The sequence below is a fragment of the Flavobacterium aestuarii genome, assembly GCF_040049115.1.
Lineage (GTDB): Bacteria > Bacteroidota > Bacteroidia > Flavobacteriales > Flavobacteriaceae > Flavobacterium > Flavobacterium aestuarii.
This window is the reverse complement of the sequence record NZ_JBDLZZ010000024.1, coordinates 20,756-45,271: the sequence shown is the minus strand read 5'-3', so window position 1 is coordinate 45,271 and position 24,516 is coordinate 20,756. Positions and strand designations below refer to the sequence as shown.

General features: G+C 35.0%; 20 protein-coding genes. 11 read left to right on the top strand and 9 right to left on the bottom strand.

Going from position 1 to position 24,516, the window contains the following annotated elements:
* Window positions 1-209: 209 nt before the first annotated feature.
* From ABEG11_RS17925 to ABEG11_RS17910, 4 genes are all read right to left on the bottom strand, one after another.
* Window positions 210-905, bottom strand: coding sequence for a hypothetical protein (locus tag ABEG11_RS17925; RefSeq protein ID WP_348825560.1), 696 nt, complete (start codon window positions 903-905; stop codon window positions 210-212).
* A 136-nt stretch (window positions 906-1,041) separates the two neighbouring features.
* The gene (locus ABEG11_RS17920; protein WP_348825559.1) at window positions 1,042-1,404 is read right to left on the bottom strand and encodes a hypothetical protein; all 363 of its coding nucleotides are present in this window, start codon (window positions 1,402-1,404) and stop codon (window positions 1,042-1,044) included.
* A gap of 938 nt (window positions 1,405-2,342) precedes the next feature.
* Complete coding sequence (locus ABEG11_RS17915) at window positions 2,343-3,791, bottom strand: glyceraldehyde-3-phosphate dehydrogenase (RefSeq protein WP_348825558.1); 1,449 nt, start codon at window positions 3,789-3,791, stop codon at window positions 2,343-2,345.
* A gap of 200 nt (window positions 3,792-3,991) precedes the next feature.
* The gene (locus tag ABEG11_RS17910; RefSeq protein ID WP_348825557.1) at window positions 3,992-5,392 is read right to left on the bottom strand and encodes a trypsin-like peptidase domain-containing protein; all 1,401 of its coding nucleotides are present in this window, start codon (window positions 5,390-5,392) and stop codon (window positions 3,992-3,994) included.
* Window positions 5,393-5,532: 140 nt separating this feature from the next.
* On the opposite strand from ABEG11_RS17910, the gene dapF reads away from it, so the two are divergent.
* From dapF to ABEG11_RS17855, 11 genes are all read left to right on the top strand, one after another.
* Window positions 5,533-6,312, top strand: coding sequence for a diaminopimelate epimerase (dapF, locus tag ABEG11_RS17905; RefSeq protein WP_348825556.1), 780 nt, complete (start codon window positions 5,533-5,535; stop codon window positions 6,310-6,312).
* A 60-nt stretch (window positions 6,313-6,372) separates the two neighbouring features.
* Window positions 6,373-6,726 carry a four helix bundle protein gene (locus ABEG11_RS17900; RefSeq protein WP_348825555.1) on the top strand — a complete coding sequence of 118 codons (354 nt, stop codon included), beginning with the start codon at window positions 6,373-6,375 and terminating at the stop codon, window positions 6,724-6,726.
* Window positions 6,727-6,837: 111 nt separating this feature from the next.
* Window positions 6,838-7,392, top strand: a complete 555-nt coding sequence (locus tag ABEG11_RS17895; RefSeq protein ID WP_348825554.1) for a GNAT family N-acetyltransferase — start codon at window positions 6,838-6,840, stop codon at window positions 7,390-7,392.
* A gap of 17 nt (window positions 7,393-7,409) precedes the next feature.
* Window positions 7,410-8,450: an endolytic transglycosylase MltG gene (gene mltG / locus ABEG11_RS17890; RefSeq protein WP_348825553.1), complete on the top strand. Its 1,041-nt coding sequence runs from the start codon at window positions 7,410-7,412 to the stop codon at window positions 8,448-8,450.
* Between the two features lie 227 nt (window positions 8,451-8,677).
* Window positions 8,678-9,112, top strand: coding sequence for a thioredoxin family protein (locus tag ABEG11_RS17885; protein ID WP_348825552.1), 435 nt, complete (start codon window positions 8,678-8,680; stop codon window positions 9,110-9,112).
* 6 nt (window positions 9,113-9,118) lie between these two features.
* A complete protein-coding gene (locus ABEG11_RS17880; protein ID WP_348825551.1) occupies window positions 9,119-9,787 on the top strand; it encodes a response regulator transcription factor in 669 nt (222 codons plus the stop codon).
* Between the two features lie 4 nt (window positions 9,788-9,791).
* Window positions 9,792-11,171, top strand: coding sequence for a sensor histidine kinase (locus tag ABEG11_RS17875; protein ID WP_348825550.1), 1,380 nt, complete (start codon window positions 9,792-9,794; stop codon window positions 11,169-11,171).
* A 141-nt stretch (window positions 11,172-11,312) separates the two neighbouring features.
* Complete coding sequence (locus ABEG11_RS17870) at window positions 11,313-15,647, top strand: CusA/CzcA family heavy metal efflux RND transporter (protein WP_348825549.1); 4,335 nt, start codon at window positions 11,313-11,315, stop codon at window positions 15,645-15,647.
* A gap of 10 nt (window positions 15,648-15,657) precedes the next feature.
* Window positions 15,658-16,779, top strand: a complete 1,122-nt coding sequence (locus ABEG11_RS17865; RefSeq protein WP_348825548.1) for an efflux RND transporter periplasmic adaptor subunit — start codon at window positions 15,658-15,660, stop codon at window positions 16,777-16,779.
* Window positions 16,780-16,829: 50 nt separating this feature from the next.
* A complete protein-coding gene (locus tag ABEG11_RS17860; RefSeq protein ID WP_348825547.1) occupies window positions 16,830-17,327 on the top strand; it encodes a DUF2231 domain-containing protein in 498 nt (165 codons plus the stop codon).
* 506 nt (window positions 17,328-17,833) lie between these two features.
* Window positions 17,834-18,520, top strand: a complete 687-nt coding sequence (locus ABEG11_RS17855) for a peptidoglycan-binding protein LysM (protein WP_348825546.1) — start codon at window positions 17,834-17,836, stop codon at window positions 18,518-18,520.
* A gap of 61 nt (window positions 18,521-18,581) precedes the next feature.
* Here ABEG11_RS17855 and ABEG11_RS17850 read toward each other — a convergent pair whose 3' ends face one another.
* From ABEG11_RS17850 to udk, 5 genes are all read right to left on the bottom strand, one after another.
* Window positions 18,582-19,139 (bottom strand): hypothetical protein, encoded by a 558-nt coding sequence (locus ABEG11_RS17850; RefSeq protein ID WP_348825545.1) that lies wholly within the window; start codon window positions 19,137-19,139, stop codon window positions 18,582-18,584.
* A gap of 416 nt (window positions 19,140-19,555) precedes the next feature.
* The gene (scpA, locus tag ABEG11_RS17845) at window positions 19,556-21,682 is read right to left on the bottom strand and encodes a methylmalonyl-CoA mutase (protein WP_348825544.1); all 2,127 of its coding nucleotides are present in this window, start codon (window positions 21,680-21,682) and stop codon (window positions 19,556-19,558) included.
* A gap of 89 nt (window positions 21,683-21,771) precedes the next feature.
* On the bottom strand, window positions 21,772-23,136 hold the full coding sequence (locus ABEG11_RS17840) for a methylmalonyl-CoA mutase subunit beta (RefSeq protein ID WP_348825543.1): 1,365 nt from the start codon (window positions 23,134-23,136) through the stop codon (window positions 21,772-21,774).
* A 33-nt stretch (window positions 23,137-23,169) separates the two neighbouring features.
* On the bottom strand, window positions 23,170-23,493 hold the full coding sequence (locus tag ABEG11_RS17835) for an FtsB family cell division protein (RefSeq protein ID WP_348825542.1): 324 nt from the start codon (window positions 23,491-23,493) through the stop codon (window positions 23,170-23,172).
* A 111-nt stretch (window positions 23,494-23,604) separates the two neighbouring features.
* Entirely contained in the window at window positions 23,605-24,213 is a 609-nt protein-coding gene (udk, locus tag ABEG11_RS17830) for a uridine kinase (protein WP_348825541.1), read from the bottom strand.
* Window positions 24,214-24,516: the final 303 nt, after the last annotated feature.

Genomic DNA, 24,516 nt, shown 5'->3' with positions numbered 1-24,516 from the left:
GGTTGTATTGCGGTTTGAGGACAGGTTTTTTGCCTTGCAACTATCGAAAAAAGAGGTTTTTTCACAGCCTGACGTTCCCTTGCTACAAGAGGTTTGGGGTTAAATTAAGCCTTATTTTCGGATTTGCCTAAACATTCCAAATGCAAGACCATTTTTTAATTAAGCCAAATACTCAAATCTATTGTAGCAAGTGTTAGCCGACGTATTTTTTACGACATCCAAGTACCTTCCAATTTTACGATTTTCCACTTTCCGTCGATTTCTTTTATATAAATTAGATATCCTCTTCCACATCTTCCGCAATAAGCAAAGCTAGCTTCTAAAACTCCGCTTTTTTTGTCTTTGTTAAATTTTATTCTTGAAATTTCAAGTAAACCAGAAAATACAAAATTATATTTTTGTTCATATAATAAGACTCTATCATGTTTTAATAGTATTTCTGCTTTTGGAAATTCAGATATATTTTTTATTTTAAATTTGCTGTTTAATTTAATTTTTGAATAGTCAAATTTAAAATTACTGTAATTTGAATTTAATAATTTTGATTCACTATCTAATCTTCCTTGCCCATACTGTAATAAATATTGGTCAAAACCAATAATTATTTTAGAGGTGTCATTGTCAACTCTTTTTTGTTCATTCTTCCAATTATGATATTTGATTCGTTCTTCATTTGTAACTTTTGAAGTATCAACTTTTATGAGTTCTCCTTTATCCCAAGTTTCTATTCCAAATCTCGGTGGCGGATTCATCTTTCTACTATCAACACAAATAGAGTCAATTATTTTTGGAAAAATTTCTGTCAGCACATTTTTTTCAAATTGTATATCATCTATTTTCTTTTCACAATTTGTAAAAAAAAATAAGAATGATAGAAGAAAGGTTGTTTTTAGTAGTTTTCTCATATATATCGGCTAACTCATATATAAACAATACAAAACCTCCTATATACATCCATTTCTGGAGGATTGGCGAAGTTCTGTTTCGTTTTGATTTGAATTCAAATATATAAAATATTCTTACAAAGTTTAGTAGAGTCGGTTACTTGTGGTTCATTTCCCTAAAGGCTTCCAGCTGAATTTCCATTTTTTGTATGATGGCTTCTTTTTCGGCTAGTTCTTTTTTTAATGCTTTTTCTTTAATGGATTCAAAACGATAAGGTAAATATTCGCCCAACTCGGCTATAAAATTGTGTTTCAATGCCATACTAAGCTTCCATAGAATAGCAAATTGCAGTGAGTCTCTCTTAAAATAATCGTTTAATCCAGTAGGGAGTATTCCTAACGATCGGCTCACATCGGCTTTTTTGATTTTATTGTGAGTAATGTGGTAATGAATAAAATTACCTACCAAAGGGTAGCGTTCTCCTAAATCTTTTTTGTATTTCCTGTTATTACTATCCATGCTTTTTGTGTTTTATCTGATAAAGATAATTATTTTTTGTAAGAAATAATATTTTAAAAATATAAATAGAGGTGTTTAACACCAATAGTACTGGTGTTAAATACCTCTATTGCTGGTCTTTATTACCTCTTTTATTGGTGTTAAGTACCAATACTATTGGTGTTAAACACCTCTGTTATTGGTTATAAACACCTGTATTATTAGTGCTAAGTACCAATAGTGCTGGTGATAAGTACCTCTATTATTGGTGTTTAACACCTGTATTATTGGTGTTAAGTACCAATAGTGCTGGTGATAAGTACCTCTATTATTGGTGTTAAGCACCTGTATTGTTGGTGTTTAACACCTGTTTTGAGGAAATTATTGGAGATATAGGTGTTTTTTTAGCAGTGAAGTTTATTTTTAAAAGATTTTGAATGAATACACATGGTCTTGCTGCAGGGCTTTGCGAGGAGGGGATTGGAATCAATATCATTAAGTTTAAGATTTTTTAGACCTCAGAGAGGTCAAATGTTTATAGAAAGAATGTTCGATTTTGACAATGACCCCAGCGGGGTCTAATGTTTTTTCGTGTCGTACAACCCCGCTGGGGTTGCTGTAACGCACATTTTTGATTTCTATAAACATTGAAACCCTCTGGATTTCTCTTAATTTCACTCTCGCAAAGACGCAGAGGCGCAAAGTTAAGATCGTATTTCTTTGCGTCTTTGCACCTTTGCGAGAATTATATCTTGGACAAACTTTAATAAGAAACCCTTAACTTAATGTCACGCCCAGAGTAATTTTAGAATTCAGATTTAAGATTTTAGGACTGAAATAAAAAATCCGCCAAGTTGAGAACAAGGCGGACTTTGGTTAAATTCAGGCTGGGGCAATTTATTATCTAAAAAACTAAAATTAAAAACTAAAAGAGCATTTCCCAGCCTGCAAGGGTTTGGTTAGTAGTATGTAAATCGTCTTACTTTGGCAATGTATTTGGCAAGCCGGATGACCTGATGGCTGTAACCGTATTCGTTGTCGTACCAAATGTATAGCACTATATTTTTTCCGTCTTTGGAAACGATGGTGGCACTGCTGTCGTAAATGGAAGGTGCCGAAGTCCCCACGATATCCGAAGAAACTAATTCGTTATTCAAAGAATATTTGATCTGTTCGACTAGTTCTCCTTCCAGTGCATATTTTTTCATAATGGCGTTGATGGCTTCGACAGATGTTTCTGTGTTTACTTCCAGATTCAGCACTACCAGCGAACCATTTGGAACGGGAACCCGAATAGCGTTGGAAGTTAATTTGCCTTCGAGTGATGGCAGTGCTTTGGCAACAGCCGTACCTGCACCTGTTTCGGTGATTACCATGTTAAGCGCGGCGGCTCTGCCACGGCGGTATTTTTTGTGCATATTATCGACCAGATTCTGGTCATTTGTGTAAGCGTGAATTGTTTCCAGATGTCCTTTTGCAACGCCGAGTGTATCTTCAATCGCTTTTAGAATTGGAGTAATGGCATTGGTGGTGCAGGAAGCGGCCGAGAAAATGTCGATTTCGTCTGGATTGTATTCGTTATGATTTACGCCATAAACGATATTTGGAACGCCTTTGCCTGGTGCAGTAAGCAGTACTTTGGCAACTCCTTTGGAAACTAAATGACGGCTCAAAGCATCTTGGGTTGTAAAAGCACCAGTATTGTCAATCACAAGTGCATTGTCAATTCCGTACTGAGTATAGTCGATTTCTTCGGGAGTATTTGCGGTAATGATATGAACGGTTGTGCCGTTGATAATTAACGCATTGTTGGCTGTATCGGCAATAACTGATCCGTGGAAATCTCCGTGAATGGAATCGTAACGCAATAACGAAGCTCTTTTTTCTAGACTTACAGCATCGTTTTTGTCTCTCGTAACGATGGCTCTCAGGCGCATTTGGTCTCCTTTGCCGGTTTTGGACATCAGCTCTCGTGCCAACAGGCGTCCGATGCGTCCAAAACCGTAAAGGACAACGTCTTTTGGTTTTATTTCTTTGGTTAATTTGGCTTTTTTTAATTTGTGTAAAACGAAATGTCTCACATCTGGGTATTTTTCGTCTTCCAATCGGTATTCGTAAGTCAATTTACCAATGTCTAATTTGGATGGCGGAAGGTCTAAAGTGAGTATAACGCTGGCAATTTCAACTGAGTCAGAAACAGAGATTGGCTTGCCGATAAATTTACCTGCATATTCATGCAGATTGATAATCTCACTTACATTCCGGTCAATTAACTGGTTGCGGAACAAAACCAGTTCAATTGATTTGTCGTACCATAAATCGCTGATGATTTTAATTAATTCTACTCCTGAACGTCTTCTGTCGGCTTGTAACGAAACCTCTTTTTCGTATAAATCCATGTTATTCATGTTGAAAATTTTGTATTTGCTTAATTTATTTTTTGTAACAAAAACAATAGTTATTGTTGTAATAATTTAAATTTTGCAGCAAAAATAATTATTTCAATCGATTTCGTAACTTTTTTTATTGCTTTTTTTATTGCTTTTTTTGAAATAAAAAAGCCAGCATGCAATTGCAGGCTGGCCTTTAGATTTAGTGTTTTAACTTTTTAGATGATGATTCTCATGATCTCACCATTTTTATTTATCATTTCAATGCGGATGCTTTGTTTTTCATCTTTATTATTTAAAATTTTAGAAACCGTTTCTACATTTGTTGCTTTGACATTGTCAATGCTCAAAATGATGTTTCCGATGAGTTCATCACTGTATTGTGCCAGATTTTCATTGGTAATTGATTTGATTTTTACACCGTAATCCAATTTAAATTTCTTTTTATCAGCTGTATCAATATTTCCAAGCTCGATTCCCTTGAATTCGGTATTGAAGCTTTCGTTTTTGCTCAAAACAACTGGTACAACCATATTTTTCCCGTTTCGGATAATAGTTACCTGTACTTTGTCATTAGGTCTTTTGGTGTTTACATAGCCAGAAAGATCGGCAAAAGTAGCAATATCCTGATTGTCCAATTTGATAATAATATCGCCTTTTTGCAGATTGGCTTTCTCGGCTCCCGAATTTTTAGATACTCTGTTAATGTAAAAACCTTGTGTTTGTGTAACGCCCAGTTCCTTGGAAGCTGTTCCGTTCAATTCACCGCCTTCAACACCAAGAATTCCTCTTTGTACATTGCCAAACTCCATGATGTCTTCGATAATTTTTCGGGCATTATTAGAAGGAATGGCAAAAGAGTAACCTACATACGAACCTGTCATTGACGAAATCATCGTGTTGATTCCAATTAATTCCCCACGGGTGTTTACGAGTGCACCACCGCTGTTTCCTGGGTTAACGGCAGCATCAGTCTGAATGAAAGACTGAATGCCTCTAGTGTCAAGATTTCTGGCTTTGGCCGAAACAATTCCTGCTGTAACTGTCGAGGTCAGGTTGTACGGATTACCTACAGCCAAAACCCATTCGCCCACTTTAACCGAATCGGAATTAGCAAATGCAGAATACGGCAGTTTTTCGTCGGCATCGATTTTTAGCAGGGCAATATCCATTTTAGAATCGGTTCCAATGAGTTTTGCCTTGTATGTTTTCTTGTTGTTCAGCGTGATTTCAATGTCTGATGCATCTTTCACAACGTGATTGTTGGTTACGATATAACCGTCCTCCGAAATAATAACTCCAGATCCGGTACCAATCTGTTCCTGCTGCTGTTGTCCGCCGTAACCGTAAAAATATTCCATAATAGGATTTGAAATTGTTCTAACCGAAACATTTTTTACGTGAACAACAGAGTGAATTGTTTTATCAGCGGCCGTTGTAAAATCGATATTTTCGGCACCAAAACTCGTTTGTCTTGCATAAGATTCGGGAGCAATTGTCGTAATTCCGTTTTTGTTTGAAGAAAAATAACCATTGCTGTCAAATAATAATTTATAAGCGCCAAGGGTTGTTGCGCCACTCAACAAGGATACCAAGAATAAATTAGAAATTTGTTTCATTTTGCTTTTCGTTTTTATTAGTTATTTGATTACGAATTTAGGGCAATTTTTTTTTCGCACAATATGGTTTAACGCTCTTTAACAATGATTAACAATTCATTAATAGTTCGTACTTTTGTGAGACTAAAATTGAAATAAAAATGCAATTAGAATTCTATAAATATCAAGGTGCTGGAAACGATTTTGTTATGATCGACAATCGCTCCGGTTTTTTCCCAAAAGACAATACACAATTGGTAGCTCATTTGTGTGACAGACGATTTGGAATAGGAGGGGATGGACTTATCTTGCTTGAAAATGATTCCGAAACCGATTTTAAAATGGTGTATTACAACTCCGACGGGAATCAAAGTTCAATGTGCGGGAATGGCGGACGCTGTTTGGTCGCTTTCGCCAAAGATATGCACGTTATTGAAAATGAAACTACTTTCATAGCGACAGATGGTCTGCATCATGCTTCATTTGAGGGTAAACTGGTTTCACTGCAGATGATTGATGTTCCCGTAATAGATATCAAAGCTGATTATTCGTTCCTGAATACCGGTTCTCCGCATCATGTGCAGATGGTTGAAGATTTGGAACATTATAATGTAAAAGATAATGGAGCAGCCATCCGTTATGGCGAATTGTACGGCAAAGCAGGCAGCAATATCAATTTTGTAAAAAAAATAGATGATACCACTTTCAGGCTGCGCACTTATGAAAGAGGCGTAGAAGACGAAACGTTAGCCTGCGGAACTGGTGCTACAGCTGTTGCCATTGCGATGAATGCCACAGGACAAACCGAAGCCACTTCCATTAATGTAAATGTTGAAGGAGGGAAACTGGTTGTTTCTTTTGATAAAAATCAAAATGGGTTTACCAATGTTTTCTTAAAAGGACCAGCAGAATTTGTGTTTAAAGGAACGATTACTATTTAATTACGAATTATCAATTATGAATTACGAAATTGGTTTGTTCAAATTAATAATTAATTATATATGAAGCCTGACAATGTAATTCAAAATAAAAGTTATGACTTCGCTTTAAGAATTGTTAAGGTTTATAAATATTTAAGTCAAGAAAAAAAAGAATTTGTTTTGTCAAAACAATTGTTGCGATGTGGCACTTCAGTTGGTGCTAATATTGAAGAGGCTATCGGGGGGCAATCAAAAGCCGATTTTTTTGCGAAATTAACAATTTCTTATAAAGAGGCCAGGGAGTCTAAGTATTGGATTAGACTTTTGAGAGATTCTGATTATCTCACAATGGAGCAGTCGGCTGATTTATTAAAAGATGTTGAAGAGCTTTTGCGAATAATAGGTTCTATTCAAAAGTCAATTCGTAATTCGTAGTATAATTACGAATTAACAATTACGAATTACAAATTAGGTAGTTGAAATTCATAATTCATTATTTACAATACATAACTCGTAATTCATAATTTAAAATTCGTAATTAATTATATGAAAACATTAAAAGGCGACACTATTTACCTCCGAGCACTTGAGCCCAATGATCTGGAGTTTATTTATGCGATAGAAAACGATCAGAGCATCTGGGAAGTAAGTAATACACATACACCCTACAGCCGTTTTTTGGTAAAACAATATTTGGAAAACGCTCATCAAGATATTTATGAAGCCAAACAGTTAAGATTGGCAATATGTCAGGATGAAGATTTTCCAGCTTTGGGATTAATTGATTTATTTGATTTTGATCCGAAGAACAATAGGGCAGGTGTAGGGATTGTAATTCAGGACAATGCAAACCGAAATCAGAACATTGGTTCGGAAGCTTTGGACCTGCTTATTCACTACTCTTTTTATAATCTCAATCTGCATCAGTTATATGCAAATATTGGGTGCGAAAATGAAGCTAGTATTGCTCTTTTTACTAAATTTGGTTTCCAAAAAATCGGCGTAAAGAAAGATTGGACTCTGATAAATGGAGTTTATAAGGATGAAGCCATTTTTCAGCTAATCAATAATCAGACGGGTGACAGCGAACTGTCTCAGTAATTTTTAATTTTTTTATTTTGAATCAAAAAAAAATAATATCACTAGCTGCAGTTGCATTAATATCAGGTTTAATCGTTTATGGTGCATTTTTAATGTATCAGGTTTTTAGCGGTAACACAAAATTTGAAGAAAATGAGGTATACGTGTATGTGCCCACAGATTCGGATTATGAACAGGTAAAGAAAATCATTACTCCTTATGTAAAAAATATAGACCGTTTTGAAATGGTAGCCAATAAGGCAAGCTATCCAGAGAATGTAAAACCTGGGCGTTTTTTATTCAAAAAAGGGATGAGCAGTTATGATTTGGTCAAAGCGATGAGACATAACGATCCGGTAAATCTGGCTTTCAATAATCAGGAGCGGCTGGAAGATCTGGCAGGACGCGTTGGCTCTCAATTAGAACCGGACAGTCTGGAATTGCTGAATACGTTCAAAGATTCTATTTTTTTGAAAGAAAACGGTTTTAATGAAGAGAACGTTTTTGTAATGTTTATACCAAATACTTATGAATTTTATTGGAATACTCCTGCGGTGAAGTTTCGTGATAAAATGATTAAGGAATACAATAAGTTTTGGAACAAAGAGCGTACTTCAAAGGCCGAAGCACAAGGCCTGACTCCAATTCAGGCAACTATTTTAGCTTCGATAGTGCATAAAGAATCGGTAAAAAAAGATGAAAGACCTAGAATTGCAGGTGTTTATCTGAACCGATTGAAACTGGGAATGCCATTACAGGCTGATCCAACTGTGATATTTGCGATGAAAAAGAAATCGAATGATTTTAATCAAGTTATAAAAAGAGTTTTTTATAATGATTTAATTATGAAGCATCCTTACAACACCTATGTAAATATCGGACTTCCTCCTGGACCAATCGCAATGCCCGATATTACCGCACTTGAGGCAGTTTTAAATCCTGAAAAAAACAATTATATCTATTTCTGTGCCAGTGTTGACCGTTTTGGATATCATGAATTTGCGGCGACTTTGGCAGAGCATAATGTTAATGCCAAAAAATATTCAGACTGGATTATTAGTCAAGGCGTACAGCGATAGTTTTATTATAACTTAAATTTTTAAAAAACTTCAAAATTGTTGAAAGACGGTTTTGAAGTTTTTTTTGCTTTTTACTATTTATTGATTCTTAAATTTGACTTAAGACCAATGTAATCATCCAATTTGACAAAACTATCTGAGTTAATTTTGCTACATTTAGATTTTGGGAAAATATTGCCGATATAAGTTTATAATCGCAATTTAAAAACTAATCACAAATGAGCGGTATGAAATGTAAAATTTCCTTTTTGTTTTTATTAATGACAGTTTTTGGCTATTCGCAAAATTGGCATACTAGTTTTGAAGAGGCTAAAATAAAGGCTGAAAAAGAAAATAAAAACATTTTATTGGTTTTCTCTGGATCCGATTGGTGCGGTCCCTGCATGAGATTGGAAAAAATAGTTTGGAAATCTCCTGAATTTCAGACTGAAGCCGATACTAACTGGGTCATTTACCGAGCCGATTTTCCCAGAAAAAAAATAAATCAGCTTTCACCGGAAAAAGCCGAAAGCAACAATAAGTTAGCCGAAAAATACAATAAGCATGGCAGTTTTCCATTGGTTTTGCTTTTGGATAAAAAAGGAAAAATAATTGGCTCCACAGGTTTCAAAAATGCATCGGCATCCGAATATATTAAGCTGATCCATTCGTTTGAAAAATAGTAAATAATGAAAGTTTTAATTGTTGAAGATGAAATAGGAATTGCCAATTTTCTAAAGCAGGGTTTAGAAGAGGAAGGCTACGAAGTCTTGGTTGCCCACGATGGAAAGTCAGGACTTGAAATAACCAGAAAACAAAAAGTAGACATCGTTCTGCTGGATTGGATTTTGCCTCAAATGCTGGGCATTGATGTCTGCAGGGAAATCCGAAAAGAAGATTCAAAAACTCCTATATTGTTTCTAACGGCCAAAGACACTATTCAGGAAACCATCGAAGGTTTGAAGGCAGGAGCCAATGATTATATTAAAAAGCCATTTAGTTTTGACGAATTGGTGGAGCGCATAAAAATTCATTTTAGAAATGAAAACCAAAATGATGTTCTTTCCCTTGGCAGGATCAGAATATTGCTGTCCAAACATCAGGTATTGGTAAATGATGATGAGGTTTTGCTTACACAGCGTGAGTACGAGTTACTCGCTTATTTAATAAAGAACAAAGGAAAAGTATGCACAAGGAATGAAATCATTAATGATGTCTGGGATATACATTTTGAATATGATACCGGTGTAATTGATGTTTTTATGAATGCCATCAGGAAAAAACTTAATTTGAATAAAGACGAAGATCTTATAAAAACCATTAGAGGTGTTGGTTATATTGCAAACGATATAAATTAAACTGATGTTTTCATTCTCCTATAAAAACCGGATTGCCTTTAATTACATTCTCAGCACAGCACTATTGATTTCGGTGGTGTTCTGCACTATTTATGGAATCACTTTATACAGTATTAATAAACATATAAACGATGACATTTTAGAGGAATCCAGTGAATATTTGGAGCAGGTAAAAATTGACAGTAATAATGCCTATCTGATTCAAGTGGATCAATGGAGAGAAAGCGACAATAACAGAGTCAATGTAAATCCTGTTTTTGTACAGTTTTTGGACAATGACAATAAGCTGATTGATAAATCTCCAAATCTCAAAGGATTTCTGCTCAAACCGCATGAACCTGAAAAAGACAATCAATTTGTTGATACTTATCTGAATAAAAAACCAATCCGGCAGATTCAGATTCCGCTTTTTGATAAAAATAAAAAAATAGGATATCTTTTTGTAGCGATGTCTTTGGATGAGGCTACATTGATATTGACCAATCTCAGAAATACTCTTTTTATTGCCTTTCCATTAATTTTAGTGCTGTTGTTTTTTATTGCCAGATTGATTGCAGGACGCAGTATTAAACCAGTAACCTTAATCACAGAAACTTCCAGCAGAATAACGAAAGACAATCTGAAAGACAGAATCATTCTGCCTCAAAATAAGGATGAATTATTTGTGCTTTCCAAAACGATTAATGATTTGCTGGATCGAATTGAAAATGCGGTCGAAAGAGAAAAACAATTCACTTCTGATGCTTCTCACGAGCTAAGGACGCCTTTGACGGTTTTAAAAGGAACGCTCGAAGTTTTGATACGAAAACCAAGAAACCAAACCGAATATGAGGAAAAAATTAATTTCAGTATTTCCGAAGTTAACCGTTTGAATAATCTGGTGGATCAATTGCTTTTATTGGCTCGGTTCGAAAATCAAAAGCAAAGTTTACGCATAGAACAGATTTATTTGAATGCTATAATTTTAGATACACTTTCTTTATACTCAAGTAAAATAAACGATAAAAAACTGGAGGTTTTGCATGATTTTACAAAAGACTATTTTGTTACATCCGATAATTATCTGGTTTCGATAATTGTTAGCAACGTAATTTCAAATGCCATAAAATATTCTCATCAAAATGGGAAAATTGTCATAAATATTGATAAAAAAGACTCAAGAACAATCTGTTCCATATCAGACAGCGGAATAGGAATTCCGGCAAGTGATTTGGACAAAATCGTAAATCCATTTTTCAGGTCAAATCCAACATTGCATCCCGAGATTAAAGGTTCCGGTTTAGGGCTTTCGATTGTAGAACGAATAACACGATTGTTAAATATCGAATTCAAAATCGAAAGCGAATTAAACAAAGGAACTACAGTATTCTTTATTTTTAGCTAAAGTTATCTTTTCGTGGAATAATCAGGATTTATTGGAGCAAAAAATATTTTTTTATTAAGGAATTACTAAGCGTGTTTTAATTTATTCTTAAGGCTATCCTTGTTTATTTGATGCAAATTTGTGTAATAAATCAAGAAGAAAATGTTAGAAAAAATTATTGCTTTCAGTTTAAAAAATAAAGCGGTTGTTTTGCTTTTTACTGCTTCAGTATTGGGATTTGGTTTGTTCTCTGTTTTCCAGATTTCTATAGGAGCTGTTCCCGATGTTACCAATAATCAGGTACAGGTAATTACCACTTCCAGAAATCTTTCTACACAAGATATTGAGCAGTTTATTACCTATCCGGTCGAAATAGAAATGGCCAATTTACCCGGAGTCGAAGAGATTCGTTCGGTGTCAAAATTTGGTTTGTCAGTGGTAACGATTGTCTTTAATGATGGTATAGGTACATATCTCCCCCGGCAATTGATTGCCGAAAAATTAAAATCAGCTTCAGAAAAAATTCCGGAAGGTTTTGGAGTGCCTGAGATGGGACCGATTACAACAGGCTTGGGAGAGATTTATCAATATACTTTGGAAGTAAAGCCAGAATATAAAAAACAATATTCAGTCACCGATTTACGTACACTTCAAGATTGGGTTGTAAAAAGACAGCTCTCCGGAATAAAAGGAGTTGTTGAAATAAATACATGGGGTGGTTATTTAAAACAATATGAAATAGCCATTGTTCCTTCGCGTTTGAAAGCGATGAACGTTACTATGAGGGATGTTTTTACTGCGTTGGAAAAAAACAACAGTATTGCTGGTGGAGCCTACATTGAAAAAGTAAATCAGAGTTATTTTATTCGTGGTGAAGGAAAGGTCAATTCTATTGAAGATATTGAAAATATTGTGGTAAACAATACTAACGGTATTCCTGTTTATATTAAAAATGTTGCTCAGGTTCGTTTTAGCCATGCCAATCGTTTTGGAGCCATTACCGGTAATGGTGAAGGTGAAAAAGTGCTCGGTCAGGTGATGATGCTAAAGGATGCCAATTCGAAACAGGTTATTGGTGCTGCAAAAGAAAGGATAGCCCAAATTCAAAAAACATTGCCAAAAGGTGTTTATATCAATGGTTTCCTCGAACGCAGTGAATTGGTAGGTAAAACTACTTTCACTGTTGGCGAAAATTTAATCTTAGGTTGTCTTATCGTAATTTTTGTTGTGGTTCTTTTGCTGGGCAACTGGCGTTCGGGACTTGTGGTTGCTTCGGTAATTCCACTGTGTCTGCTTTTTGCCATTTCGTTTATGAATATTTTTGGAATTGATGCCAACTTGATGAGTTTGGGAGCGATAGATTTCGGGATTATCATTGATGGAGCGGTTATTATAGTTGAGTTTATTGCTTTTCAAATTGCTCATAAATCGTCTGATTTGGTTAGTTTGAACAAAGAAGACCGCCAGCTTCAAATTGACCAGATAACCTATAAAAGCGCTTCCAAAATGATGAACTCTGCTGTTTTCGGGCAGCTTATCATTTTGATCGTATTTATCCCGATTCTTTCTTTGACAGGGATTGAGGGAAAAATGTTCAAGCCAATGGCTATGACTTTCAGTTTTGCGTTATTGGGAGCCATGATCTTTTGTTTTACTTATGTTCCGGTGGTTTCTTCTTTGTTTTTGAAACCAAAAGAGGAAAATCCAAATTCGATATCCTCTAAGTTGATTCAAAAGTTAAATGCCTGGTATTTGCCGGTAATTACATGGGCATTGCACAATACCAAGAAAGTCCTTTATGGATCAATAGCACTTTTGGTTTTTGCCGTAGCATTGTTTTCTACAATGGGAGGTGAATTTATACCAACACTGGATGAAGGGGATTTTGTGATTCAGCCTGTGTTGAAAACTGGAACATCGTTGTCCAAAACGATTGCCACTACAACCAAAATTGAAAAAATAATTTTAAAGAAATTTCCCGAAGTGCTTCAGGTTGTGAGCAGAATTGGTGCTGCCGAAGTTCCCACAGATCCAATGTCTATGGAAGAAAGTGATATTATTGTAAAGCTGAAACCAAAAGAGGAATGGGTTTCGGCTTCGAGCAAAGATGAACTTGCCGACAAAATAAAAGCTGCCATTACAGCAGAAATACCAAATATGGAAATCGAGTTTACGCAGCCAATTGAAATGAGATTCAACGAATTGGTGTCGGGAACACGTTCGGATGTGGCTATTAAAGTTTTTGGCGAAGACCTTACTGTTTTGGCTCAAAAAGCACATGAAATAGAGAAAGCAATAAAAAATGTTGAAGGAGCTTCGGATGTTATTATCGAAAAAACAGCAGGTCTGCCTCAGATGTATGTGCAATATGACCGTTCCAAAATTGCAAGGTATGGGCTTAATATTTCAGATTTGAATGACATGATAGCATTGAGTTTTGCAGGGAAAACGGTTGGAAATGTTTTTGAAGGAGAAAAACGTTTTGATATGGTTGTCCGTTTGGACGATGCAAACCGTCATGATATTGAAGATTTGAGAAATTTATATGTTTCTGTTCCAAATGGACAGCAAATTCCATTGAGTGAATTGGCTAAGATTGAATATACCGAAGGGCCTGCCAAGATTTCAAGAGACAATACCAACAGAAGGATTGTAGTAGGAGTAAACGTTAGAAACCGTGATCTGCAAAGTGTCGTGACCGACATTCAGAAAATCGTTAATACCAAAATAAAACTGCCTCCAGGATATTATGTGAAATACGGCGGACAATTTGAGAACCTGAATAGTGCCAAAGCCCGTTTGGCAATTGCAGTACCAATTGCTTTAGTCTTGATATTCATACTGCTGCATTTTGCCTTTGGCTCGATTAAAGAAGCCTTGATGGTTTATTCTGCTATTCCGCTTTCGGCAGTTGGGGGAATATTGTTCCTGTGGCTTCGCGATCTGCCTTTCAGTATTTCGGCTGGTGTCGGGTTTATTGCGCTATTTGGAATTGCGGTACTGAATGGGATTGTGCTGATTGAACATTTTAAAGAACTCAAACATAAAGGAATGACAGATTTGGATGAATTGATTTTAAAAGGGACAACCGACAGATTGCGCCCGGTTTTATTGACTGCTGCGGCTGCGGCTTTGGGTTTCCTGCCGATGGCTGTTTCTTCATCTGCAGGTGCAGAGGTCCAAAAACCATTGGCTACGGTTGTTATCGGTGGACTCTTCACCGCAACAATATTAACGATGATTGTTTTGCCAATTTTATATAAGTTTTTGGATGAAAAAGAAGTTAAAAAACCAAAGTTCAAATTACACAATAAATCGAATTTAATTATACTGATGCTGTTGAGTACTTCATTGGCATTCTCCCAAAACAATAATTCGGAATTAGATAGTTTCGTAGCAAAAGCCTTAGAAAACAACAAAGGAATAAAAGCAGCCGAACTTCATGTGCAACGGATGAGCGAGAATACAAAAACGGCATATTCTTTTGATAAAACCAATGTGTATTATAGTTACGACCAAAACAATCTGGCCGTCAACAATGTACCGTTAAAAGTATTTGGGGTACAGCAGAAGTTTGAATTTCCAACCGTTTATGGGGCTCAAAAAAAAGTATATAATTCTGAATACAAAAAAGAAAAAGCCAATTATGATATTCAAAAAATGAAACTTTCATTGGAGGTTTCAAAGACCTATCAGCAGATTGTTTTTCTGCAGAATCAGGAAAAACTGTATGTGTATTTGGATAGTCTGTACCAAAATTTTTCGAATGCAAGTGGGAGAAAGTTTGAATTGGGTGAAACCAATTATCTTGAAAAAATTACGGCAGAATCCAAATTCAGGCACATCAGGTCTAAGCTTTCCCAAATTGAAAGCGAGAAAAGAGCACAGTACGAAATCTTATATTCTTTGATTCAGGCTGATGAAAAAATTATAGTAAAAAACAATCAGATTAAGCCTCTTGGCAAAGTTGAAAACGACACTGTGAAATCGTATTATAACGCTTATCTGAATAGTGTGACCAATGTATATGAAAATCAGGTGAAACTAAAAAAACAAAACTGGCTGCCTGACATAAATGTCGATTATTTTCAAGGAAAAAATAGTGGTTTGACGCAGTCTTTATATGGGTTTCAAGTAGGTTTGGCTATTCCTGTTTTATTTTCGGGGACTGTGTCCAAAACAAAGGTGGCAAAGCTTGAATTACAAAGCTGGGAGCAAAGAAAGCAAAATGAAGAGCGTAAAATTGACAACTATGTGACCCAAAAGAATAATGAATTAATGAAATATCAGGAAGCTTTGGATTATTATAATAAATACGGGAAAAAATTGTCTGAAGAGATTTTAAAAGTGGCCAATAAAAGCTATAAACAAGGAGAAATTGACTTTTTTCAATACATTCAAAGTTTAGAAAACGCAGCCACCATTCAGATAGAACATCTTGATGCAGTATTGCAGTTTAATAGTACCCAATTGGATTTACAATACCTTAATTTTTAAATTTAAATATATGAAATCGCCATTAATCATATACACCATACTATTTACATCATTGTTTTTTTCTTGTAAAGAAGCAAAAAAGACTGAAGCTATGCCTAAAGATAATGGATTGATTACTGTGACCAAGCAGCAGTTTCAGTCTTCAGGAATGGAAATCGCTTCACCATCGGAACAGGATTTTAATGTAGTTATCAAATGTTCCGGAAAGATTGATGTCTCACCTCAAAACCGAGCTCAAATTACTTCGTTTATTGGAGGTTATGTTAAGTCAACCCATCTCTTAGTTGGAGATAAAGTAACCAAAGGTCAAACTTTATTGACTTTGCAGAATACGGAGTTTTTGGATATTCAAAAGGAATATCTCGAAGTGGCCGAACAAATTAATTACTTAAAATCGGAATATGAGCGTCAAAAAACTTTATATGATGAGAAAATTTCTTCGCAGAAAAATTATTTGAAGGCAGAAAGTGATTATCGTAAAACAAAAGCAATGTATCAAAGTTTACGTGAAAAATTGCTGATGCTTAATATTAATCCTGCTCAAGTCGAAAAAGGGAAATTAACTTCCACAATAACCATCTATTCTCCAATTTCGGGTGATATTGTTATTATGAATGCTAATGTAGGTATGCCAATTTCTCCATCTGACGTAATATTGGAAATCGTCGATACACAGCATTTGCACCTGGAATTGTCTGTTTTTGAAAAAGATATTTTAAAAGTAAAAGAAGGTCAAAAAATTGAATTTACGGTACCTGAAGCTACAAAAGAAGTATTTAATGCCGAAGTTCATCTGGTTGGAAAATCCATTGAAGGCAATGACAGGACCATAAATGTTCACGGACATTTGGAAGAGAATATTAAGCAAAAATTATTGACAGGAATGTTTGTTGAGGCTGGAATATTTGTGGACTCCAAAAAAGGTTTGGCGATTCCTGCCGAAGCATTAATTACAGAAAACAATAAGAATTTCGTACTTTTATTAGACAGTTCAAAAAAGGAATATTCTTTCAAAAAAGTTAAAGTTACTCTAGGTGAAAAATCAGAGAAATACATCGAGATAATTCCTGATAATGAAATTAATGCTGCATCTAAAATTTTGACCAAAGGTGTGTTTGATTTAGCAAATTGATTTTAACTCTTATTATTAAAAAACATATAACCATTAAATTTAATAAAGTCATGAACGATGCACATTTACACATGGTAGTAAACCATTTTCCAATTATTGGAACCATTTTTGGATTTGGAATTTTAATTGCAGGATTGGTTTTAAAGAACAAGACTCTGACAAATACCTCGTATGTATTATTTATTGTTGCTGCCATTTTTGGAGCAATCAGTATGGGAACGGGAGAAGGAGCAGAGGAGCTGGTAGAGGATATGCCAAACATTGGAAAACAAATCATTCACGAACATGAAGAGTTGGCCGAAAAATTAGCTGTCGTCCTCTATGTTTTGGGAACATTTTCTCTCGTTGGATTATATCTGAATTTTAAAAATCATGCCAAAGCAAAACTGCTTTCCTTTTTAATTTTAGTTGTTTCTGCAATCGGATTAATTTTGGTTCAAAAAGTTGGTACCTCAGGAGGAGAAATCCGTCACACCGAAATAAGATCCAATAGCAATGCAATGGTTGACGGTACCGTAAAACAATCGGAAGATAAGGAAGAAGATTAAGGTTCTGATTTATACTCATCAACGAATAATAATTCATAAAAGAATAGACTCAATGGGTCTATTTTTTTTTATGATTTAAAAGCTGAGTCTGAAATATTTTAAATTAAAGTTCTAGATTTTTTTTTCTAAATATGTTCGAACAAAGCTGTTAATATTGCTTTGCGGTTTTGCGTCCTGCGAAATTGAATTTTAGTCAAACTTAAGATGATTTAAGCTTTAAAAAAGGACTTGTTGGTTAAAAATTCTTACTTTTTTAATTCAAACGTTATCGTAAAATTAAATTTTAGTACTATTTTGTGTCTAATTTTTCGTTTTCACGACGTTTTTACTTTTTATAAATAGGAATAAGCTTATTTAATTCATCGTGTTTTTTGATGTATTATTCGTTTTTTGCAGATTTTGTTAACAGCCAAACGTCCGCAGTCTTAGTCACTTAGCGGGTTTTATTGCAGCAGTTGATAAGTTTAAAGAGTTGATTTTCAGCTTTATTTTTTTAAATCGTATCTTTGGGGCATAGAAATTTCAATAACGTGACAGGTTTTGAAGAAAACTACTTTATGATAAAAAAATGGTATTTTTACACAACTTTAATTGTTGTAGTAGCTTTTTTAAGCTTAGGTTTTAAACCATCCAAATTAGAATCTACCCCATGGTTTCTAATTAACGAATCAGATGATACATCCTACTTGCTACCATCGTTAAATGTGACTGATTATACCAATTCTGAAATTCCATATACCGGAACTTTCTTTGTTGGTTATAAAGAAGCAATCGCTTTCAAGGAGTCACAGGGAAAATACAGAAAGATTAATTCTCTTGGTTATTTAGGAAAATACCAATTTGGTGTTGAAACTTTAAAAACTATCGGTATTCACGATAGTGCTGCTTTCCTTAATAGTCCCAAAATGCAGGAAAAAGCTTTTATCGCCCTGCTATCCAAAAACAAATGGGAACTTAGAAACATTATTGAGAGATATGAGGGAACTGTTTTGAATGGTACCCGTATCACTGAGTCCGGAATTTTGGCAGCCGCTCATCTTGCAGGTGTAGGCTCAGTCAAAAAGTATTTCAGGTACAAAGGGAAAAGATGTTTCAGAGACGCTTATGGCACATCTTTAAAAAGCTATATGCTCCGATTTGGAGGTTATGATACTTCTTTTATCGTGGCAGACAGTAATGCCAGTGTGGACTAGGTTTGCAAATTGCGATTTTAAAAAGGCGGTTCGAATTATTCAGACCGCCTTTTAAATTTATTTACATTTTTGCAATGGCTTCTCCTTTTTTAGTAAAAATTTCTCCTTTAGGATTAACAGTCAGTTTAAGAATTTGATTGTCTTTTTTTAGTTTCAAGCTGTATTCTTTTTTAGTAATATCCCCATTTTCCTGAGTATAGAGATATTTGTCATTTACAATCTGCCAGCCTGGATATGCTTTGTAAACTGAATAAATAACAGGAGGAGGGAGTTGTGTATTGTCATATTTTTCGACTACACTGGTTAATTTTCCTTTAAAATCATAAGTGGCGGTCAAAATTCCTTTTTCCCCTTCTAAAATTACAAGATAACTGTCATAGCCTTCATAATCTTTGCCTAAATTATAAGCTATAAATTCACTCTGAAGTTTTCTAACACTTGGATCCGGATTTCTGTCTGGCAGATAATACGAAAAATCTTTTCCAGCGTTTTTGATGACAATTTCCGGAAGATCGACCATATTAATGGTTCCAGTATCGATACTTTCATCCATTTTTTCCTGAGAATATGTGGGGCAGTATATTCCCAAAGCGAGAACAATAAAAATAAGTGTTTTCATAATATCCTTTTTAAATTAAAATAATATTTGAAAATTGAGTTGTAAAACAAATTGTTAAGGCTTCTTTTGGTATTACTTCCCCTTTTTGTTATTTTAATTTGTTTTGATAGTCTGTTAGGAATCAGATCAAATGTAGTTTAATTATAAAATACTGATTGTTAATTGTTTAATTTAAAAAAGTTAATTTATAAAGCAGTTTTATTCAGATTGGTACTTATAATTTTTATAGTTATAGTAATATGACTCTGTTTTTTGCAATAATCGCCGAGTGCAGGACTATTTGGAATTATAATTTGACTCAAAAATAAGTGGAGTTTTTTATTCTTAATTTGATATAAAATAAAAGCAGTACTCCAATAGTTTGGGGTACTGCATATTTATATTGTTTTGATAAAAATTTTATAGAGCCTTTTTTATCAGTCAATTAGAATTTCTAATATCTTGATTGCCGCTTCACTGATTTTTGTTCCAGGTCCAAATACGGCTACAGCTCCTGCATCAAATAAGAACTGGTAATCTTGTGCTGGAATGACTCCTCCTACAATTACCATAATGTCTTCTCTGCCATATTTTTTTAATTCTTCAATCACTTGTGGTACTAAAGTTTTATGCCCAGCAGCAAGTGAGGATATTCCAAGAATATGTACATCGTTTTCTACAGCTTGTTTCGCGGCTTCGGCTGGAGTTTGAAATAATGGACCAATGTCGACATCAAAACCTACATCGGCATAGCCTGTGGCTACTACTTTGGCACCACGGTCATGGCCGTCTTGCCCCATTTTGGCGATCATTATTCTTGGTCGGCGTCCTTCCTGCACGGCAAAATGATCTGCCAGCTGTTTTGCTTTTTCAAAGCTTTTATCGTCTTTCATTTCTTTGCTATATACGCCACTAAAAGATTTTATCTGAGCTTTATATCTTCCAAAGACTATTTCGAGGGCATTGCTTATTTCTCCCAGTGTACAACGGTTCCTGGCTGCTTCGATAGCAGCTTCCAATAAATTTCCGTTGCTGGTTTGAGCGCAGATAGTTAATTTCTGCAGAGAACTTTCCACTTTGCTTGAGTCTCTATGTGCTTTTATTTGGCTTAATTGTTCTATTTGCTGTTTTCGAACCATCTGGTTGTCTACATCTAGAATCTGCAGGGGATCTTCTTTTTTTAATCGGAATTTGTTAACCCCAACAATTATATCCTGGGTACTGTCTATTCGGGCCTGTTTTCTCGCTGCGGCTTCTTCAATCCTTATTTTGGGAATTCCGGTTTCAATTGCTTTGGTCATTCCGCCTAATTCTTCCACCTCTTCAATGAGTTTCCATGCTTTTTGGACAATTTCATTTGTCAGGCTTTCTACATAATAACTTCCTGCCCAAGGATCAACAGTTTTGGTGATTTTGGTTTCTTCCTGCAGATAAATCTGAGTGTTTCTGGCTATTCTTGCCGAAAAGTCGGTTGGCAGTGCAATGGCTTCGTCCAATGCATTAGTGTGCAAAGACTGTGTTCCTCCAAAAACTGCTGCAGTGGCTTCAATACAAGTGCGGGCTACATTATTGAATGGATCTTGTTCTGTTAAGCTCCAGCCGGATGTCTGGCAATGGGTTCTGAGTGCCAATGATTTTTCATCTTTAGGATTGAATTGTTTTAACAGTTTTGCCCAGATCATTCTGCCCGCTCTCAGTTTTGCAATTTCCATAAAATGGTTCATTCCAATTGCCCAGAAAAAGGACAAACGCGGAGCAAAATCATCAATTTTCATACCAGCAGCTAATCCTGTCCGTATGTATTCCAATCCGTCGGCAAGGGTGTAAGCTAATTCTATGTCGGCAGTTGCCCCAGCTTCCTGCATGTGATATCCAGAAATTGAAATAGAATTGAATTTTGGCATTTTATTGCTGGTAAACTCAAATATATCGGCAATAATTTTCATCGAAGGAGCTGGTGGGTAGATATAAGTATTACGTACCATAAATTCCTTTAAGATGTCATTCTGGATGGTTCCAGAAAGCTGTTCGGGTTTAACTCCTTGCTCTTCGGCTGCAACAATATAAAAAGCCATAATAGGCAGTACAGCTCCATTCATAGTCATTGAAACAGACATTTCATGCAATGGAATCTGATCAAACAATACTTTCATGTCTTCGACAGAATCTATTGCAACTCCAGCTTTTCCAACATCGCCAACAACCCGGTCGTGATCTGAATCATAGCCTCTGTGTGTTGGCAGATCAAAAGCAATGGAAAGTCCTTTTTGGCCTGCTGCAAGATTTCGTCTGTAAAAAGCATTGCTTTCCTGAGCCGTAGAGAATCCAGCGTATTGGCGTATTGTCCATGGTTTTCGTACATACATAGATGCATAAGGGCCACGTAAATTAGGCGCAAAACCAGCTGCAAAATCAAGGTGCTCGAGTGTTTCTATATCTTTTTGGGAGTAGCTTTTATGCATCTCAATTCCTTCTGCAGTCAGGAAATGTGCTTCAGTCATTGGCTCAGCTGTTTCATGACTGGAACGTTCAAGTTTAATATGCTGTAAATCTTTTCTTTTCATTTTAATGGGTAAATCATAAAAGGCTTTCGAATAATAATTTAGCCTGAATTTTTCTAAATTTCAGATGGCAAATTCAAATGTTTCAAAAATTACTCGTTTGCCAGCCTTTCTTGTTCCAATTTTTCTGCCAATCTCTTTTCAATAATGGGTGTAATCAATGTTTTCCTTGGCTTGATTTTTACAAAAGGAAACAGTTCTAAATCCTGCTTCATCTTTTCGTTTTTGTTAGGATATTTATTAGTCCCTAAAAGTATTTCTTTGCCAGAATCAAAAAGGGCTTGTTCAGCATCAGCACTTTCCTGTATTTTTCTTTTGATAACCCCTTCATTCAGTTGTTTTAAAAAACCTCCTTTGGCTTCGATATCTTTGAATAATAACAGCGCTTTTTCGGCCAATTGATTGGTTAAGCTTTCGATATAATAACTGCCATCCGCTGGATTGTCTACTTTATCCAAATAGCTTTCGTTTTTTAAAATCAATAATTGGTTTCTGGCAATCCTGTCGCCAAATTCATTGTCTTTGTGGTACAGTGCATCATATGGCAGATTAGCAATAGCATTGGCACCGCCAAGAACTGCGCTCATGCATTCGGTTGTAGTGCGCAGCATGTTGACATTGTAATCATAAATGGTTTTGTTGCGTTTTGTTGGTGTTACCAATAAATGGCAGTCCAGGCCATGATTGTATTCTTTAGCTATGCTTTTGAAAAGTATTCGGAATGCACGCAGTTTTGCAATTTCAAAGAAATAATTAGAACCCACTGCTATTTGAAAAACAATAGGCTTGTCAATGTGATCCACTCTGTTAAAATATTCATTAGCATGAGCAAGGCTGTAAGCAATCTGCTGTACCATATTGGCTCCCGCATTTTGATATAATCCACTATTGATACTAATGAATGAAAGTGATGAAGTTTCTTTTGAAAGTATATTTAAAGTGTCAAAATTGTTTTTTTGCTGGGCAGGATACCAGTTTCCGTCTTTGGCTAATTGCCCGATTGGATCCAAAAGACAAAAAAATACAGCTTTTTTTTCTTTAGCTATGCTGTCAATTCTTTTTACGAAATCGATTGAAACGAATTGGAAATGAAAATAAACGGTAATATTTTCCAAAGGAAGTTTCTCCAATAGTTTCTCAATATTTATATTATCTGAAGGAATAGTAAAACGAAGGCTTTCGGCTCCACGATTGATAGTATCTAATGCTTTTTCAATAGATTTCTCTAAGTCAAAAACAAATATATTCTGACAGATTTTAAATTCGGAAGCTTTTGTAGAAACAGATTGTTTTTTAACTAAATCTTCTTTGTCATAAAATGGTTTTACTTTGATATCTTCAGGAGAATTCCAGATTAAGGTTTTATTATAATCGGCTCCGTTGAGTTCGAATTGAATTTTTTGTTTCCAAAGTTTTGCAGAAACTGGGCTGAAATCGTCGAATAAATTCTTAGCCATTTTTAATTGTAATTAGATTGCCGTACTATTGGATTATTTTTTCTTGACCGTGTCTCCATCAAATTGGATAATGTAAATGTCTTCACTATCCTTTTTCATATAATATTTTTCACGGGCATATTTTTCTATGAGCAAAGGATTTTTTAACTGCTTTATGTTCTCTTCATCTTTTTTGATTTCTCCACGATAATAAGTAGCGTTGTCTTCAAGCTCATCAATCTGTTTGTCTAAAAAACGATGCTCGAAATAGGAGTAATTATCCAGAAAAACCATCCATATTAAAAATGATAAAGAAACCCAAACGTATTTGTTGCTGAAAAATTTAAACCAATAACTGTTTTTAAATGGGTTTTTCATTGGGTTTTTTATCTGATTTATAATAGAAAAAACGATTTTTTTTATGCTATTCTAGTATTTTGAAACAACTAATGGCTTTTTTAAGGTCAGCGCCATAAAATTACAACAAAATTATAAAATACGCTGATTAATTACTGCTCGAACCACATCTATAGCTACTGTATTGAATCTGTCGTTTGGTATTATGATGTCGGCAAAGGCTTTTGTTGGTTCTATAAATTGCTCATGCATTGGTTTTAGGGTATGCTGGTAGCGGTTTAGGACTTCGTTCATGTCTCTTCCACGTTCTGCAATGTCTCTTTTCAGTCGTCGTATCAATCGTTCATCTGAGTCGGCATGTACATAAATTTTGATATCAAAAAGATTCCGCAGTTCAGGATTTGTCAATATTAAAATTCCTTCTACAATCATTACTTTTCGCGGATGCGTAAAAACAACATCATCAGTCCTGTTGTGCTGTACAAAAGAGTATACAGGCTGATTGATTGTGTTTCCTGCTTTTAACTCCTTGAGATGCGCTACCAGCAAATCGAAATCAATTGCCCGAGGATGATCAAAATTAATATTGGAACGATCTTCATAACTTAGGTCGTGTGTTTCCTTATAATAAGAGTCTTGAGAAATAATCCCTACTTCAGCTTCGGGCAGTTCATTCATGATTTGATGTACTACTGTTGTTTTTCCTGATCCTGTTCCTCCTGCGATTCCTATAATGAGCATATAACTAAATTGTTTGTTTATGTTGCAAAAATAGCAATTTATATTTTTAAAAATGCGTATGATTTTTTTGGAGATAGTAATAATGGGAATACTTTGTTTCTGTAGCCTCGCCCGTACAAATGTCGAACTTTTTTGTAGAGGATTTGGAACGTTTACTGAATATTTCTATAGATATTTAGGATTAAATATCATTAATATTTTTATTGTACTTATAACTTGCCAAGTCGTATTAACAGTTTTAAAAGCAAATAATTATGATTTTAAAGTTTTCTACTTGTTCCTTAAGTCTAGTCTATCTGAATT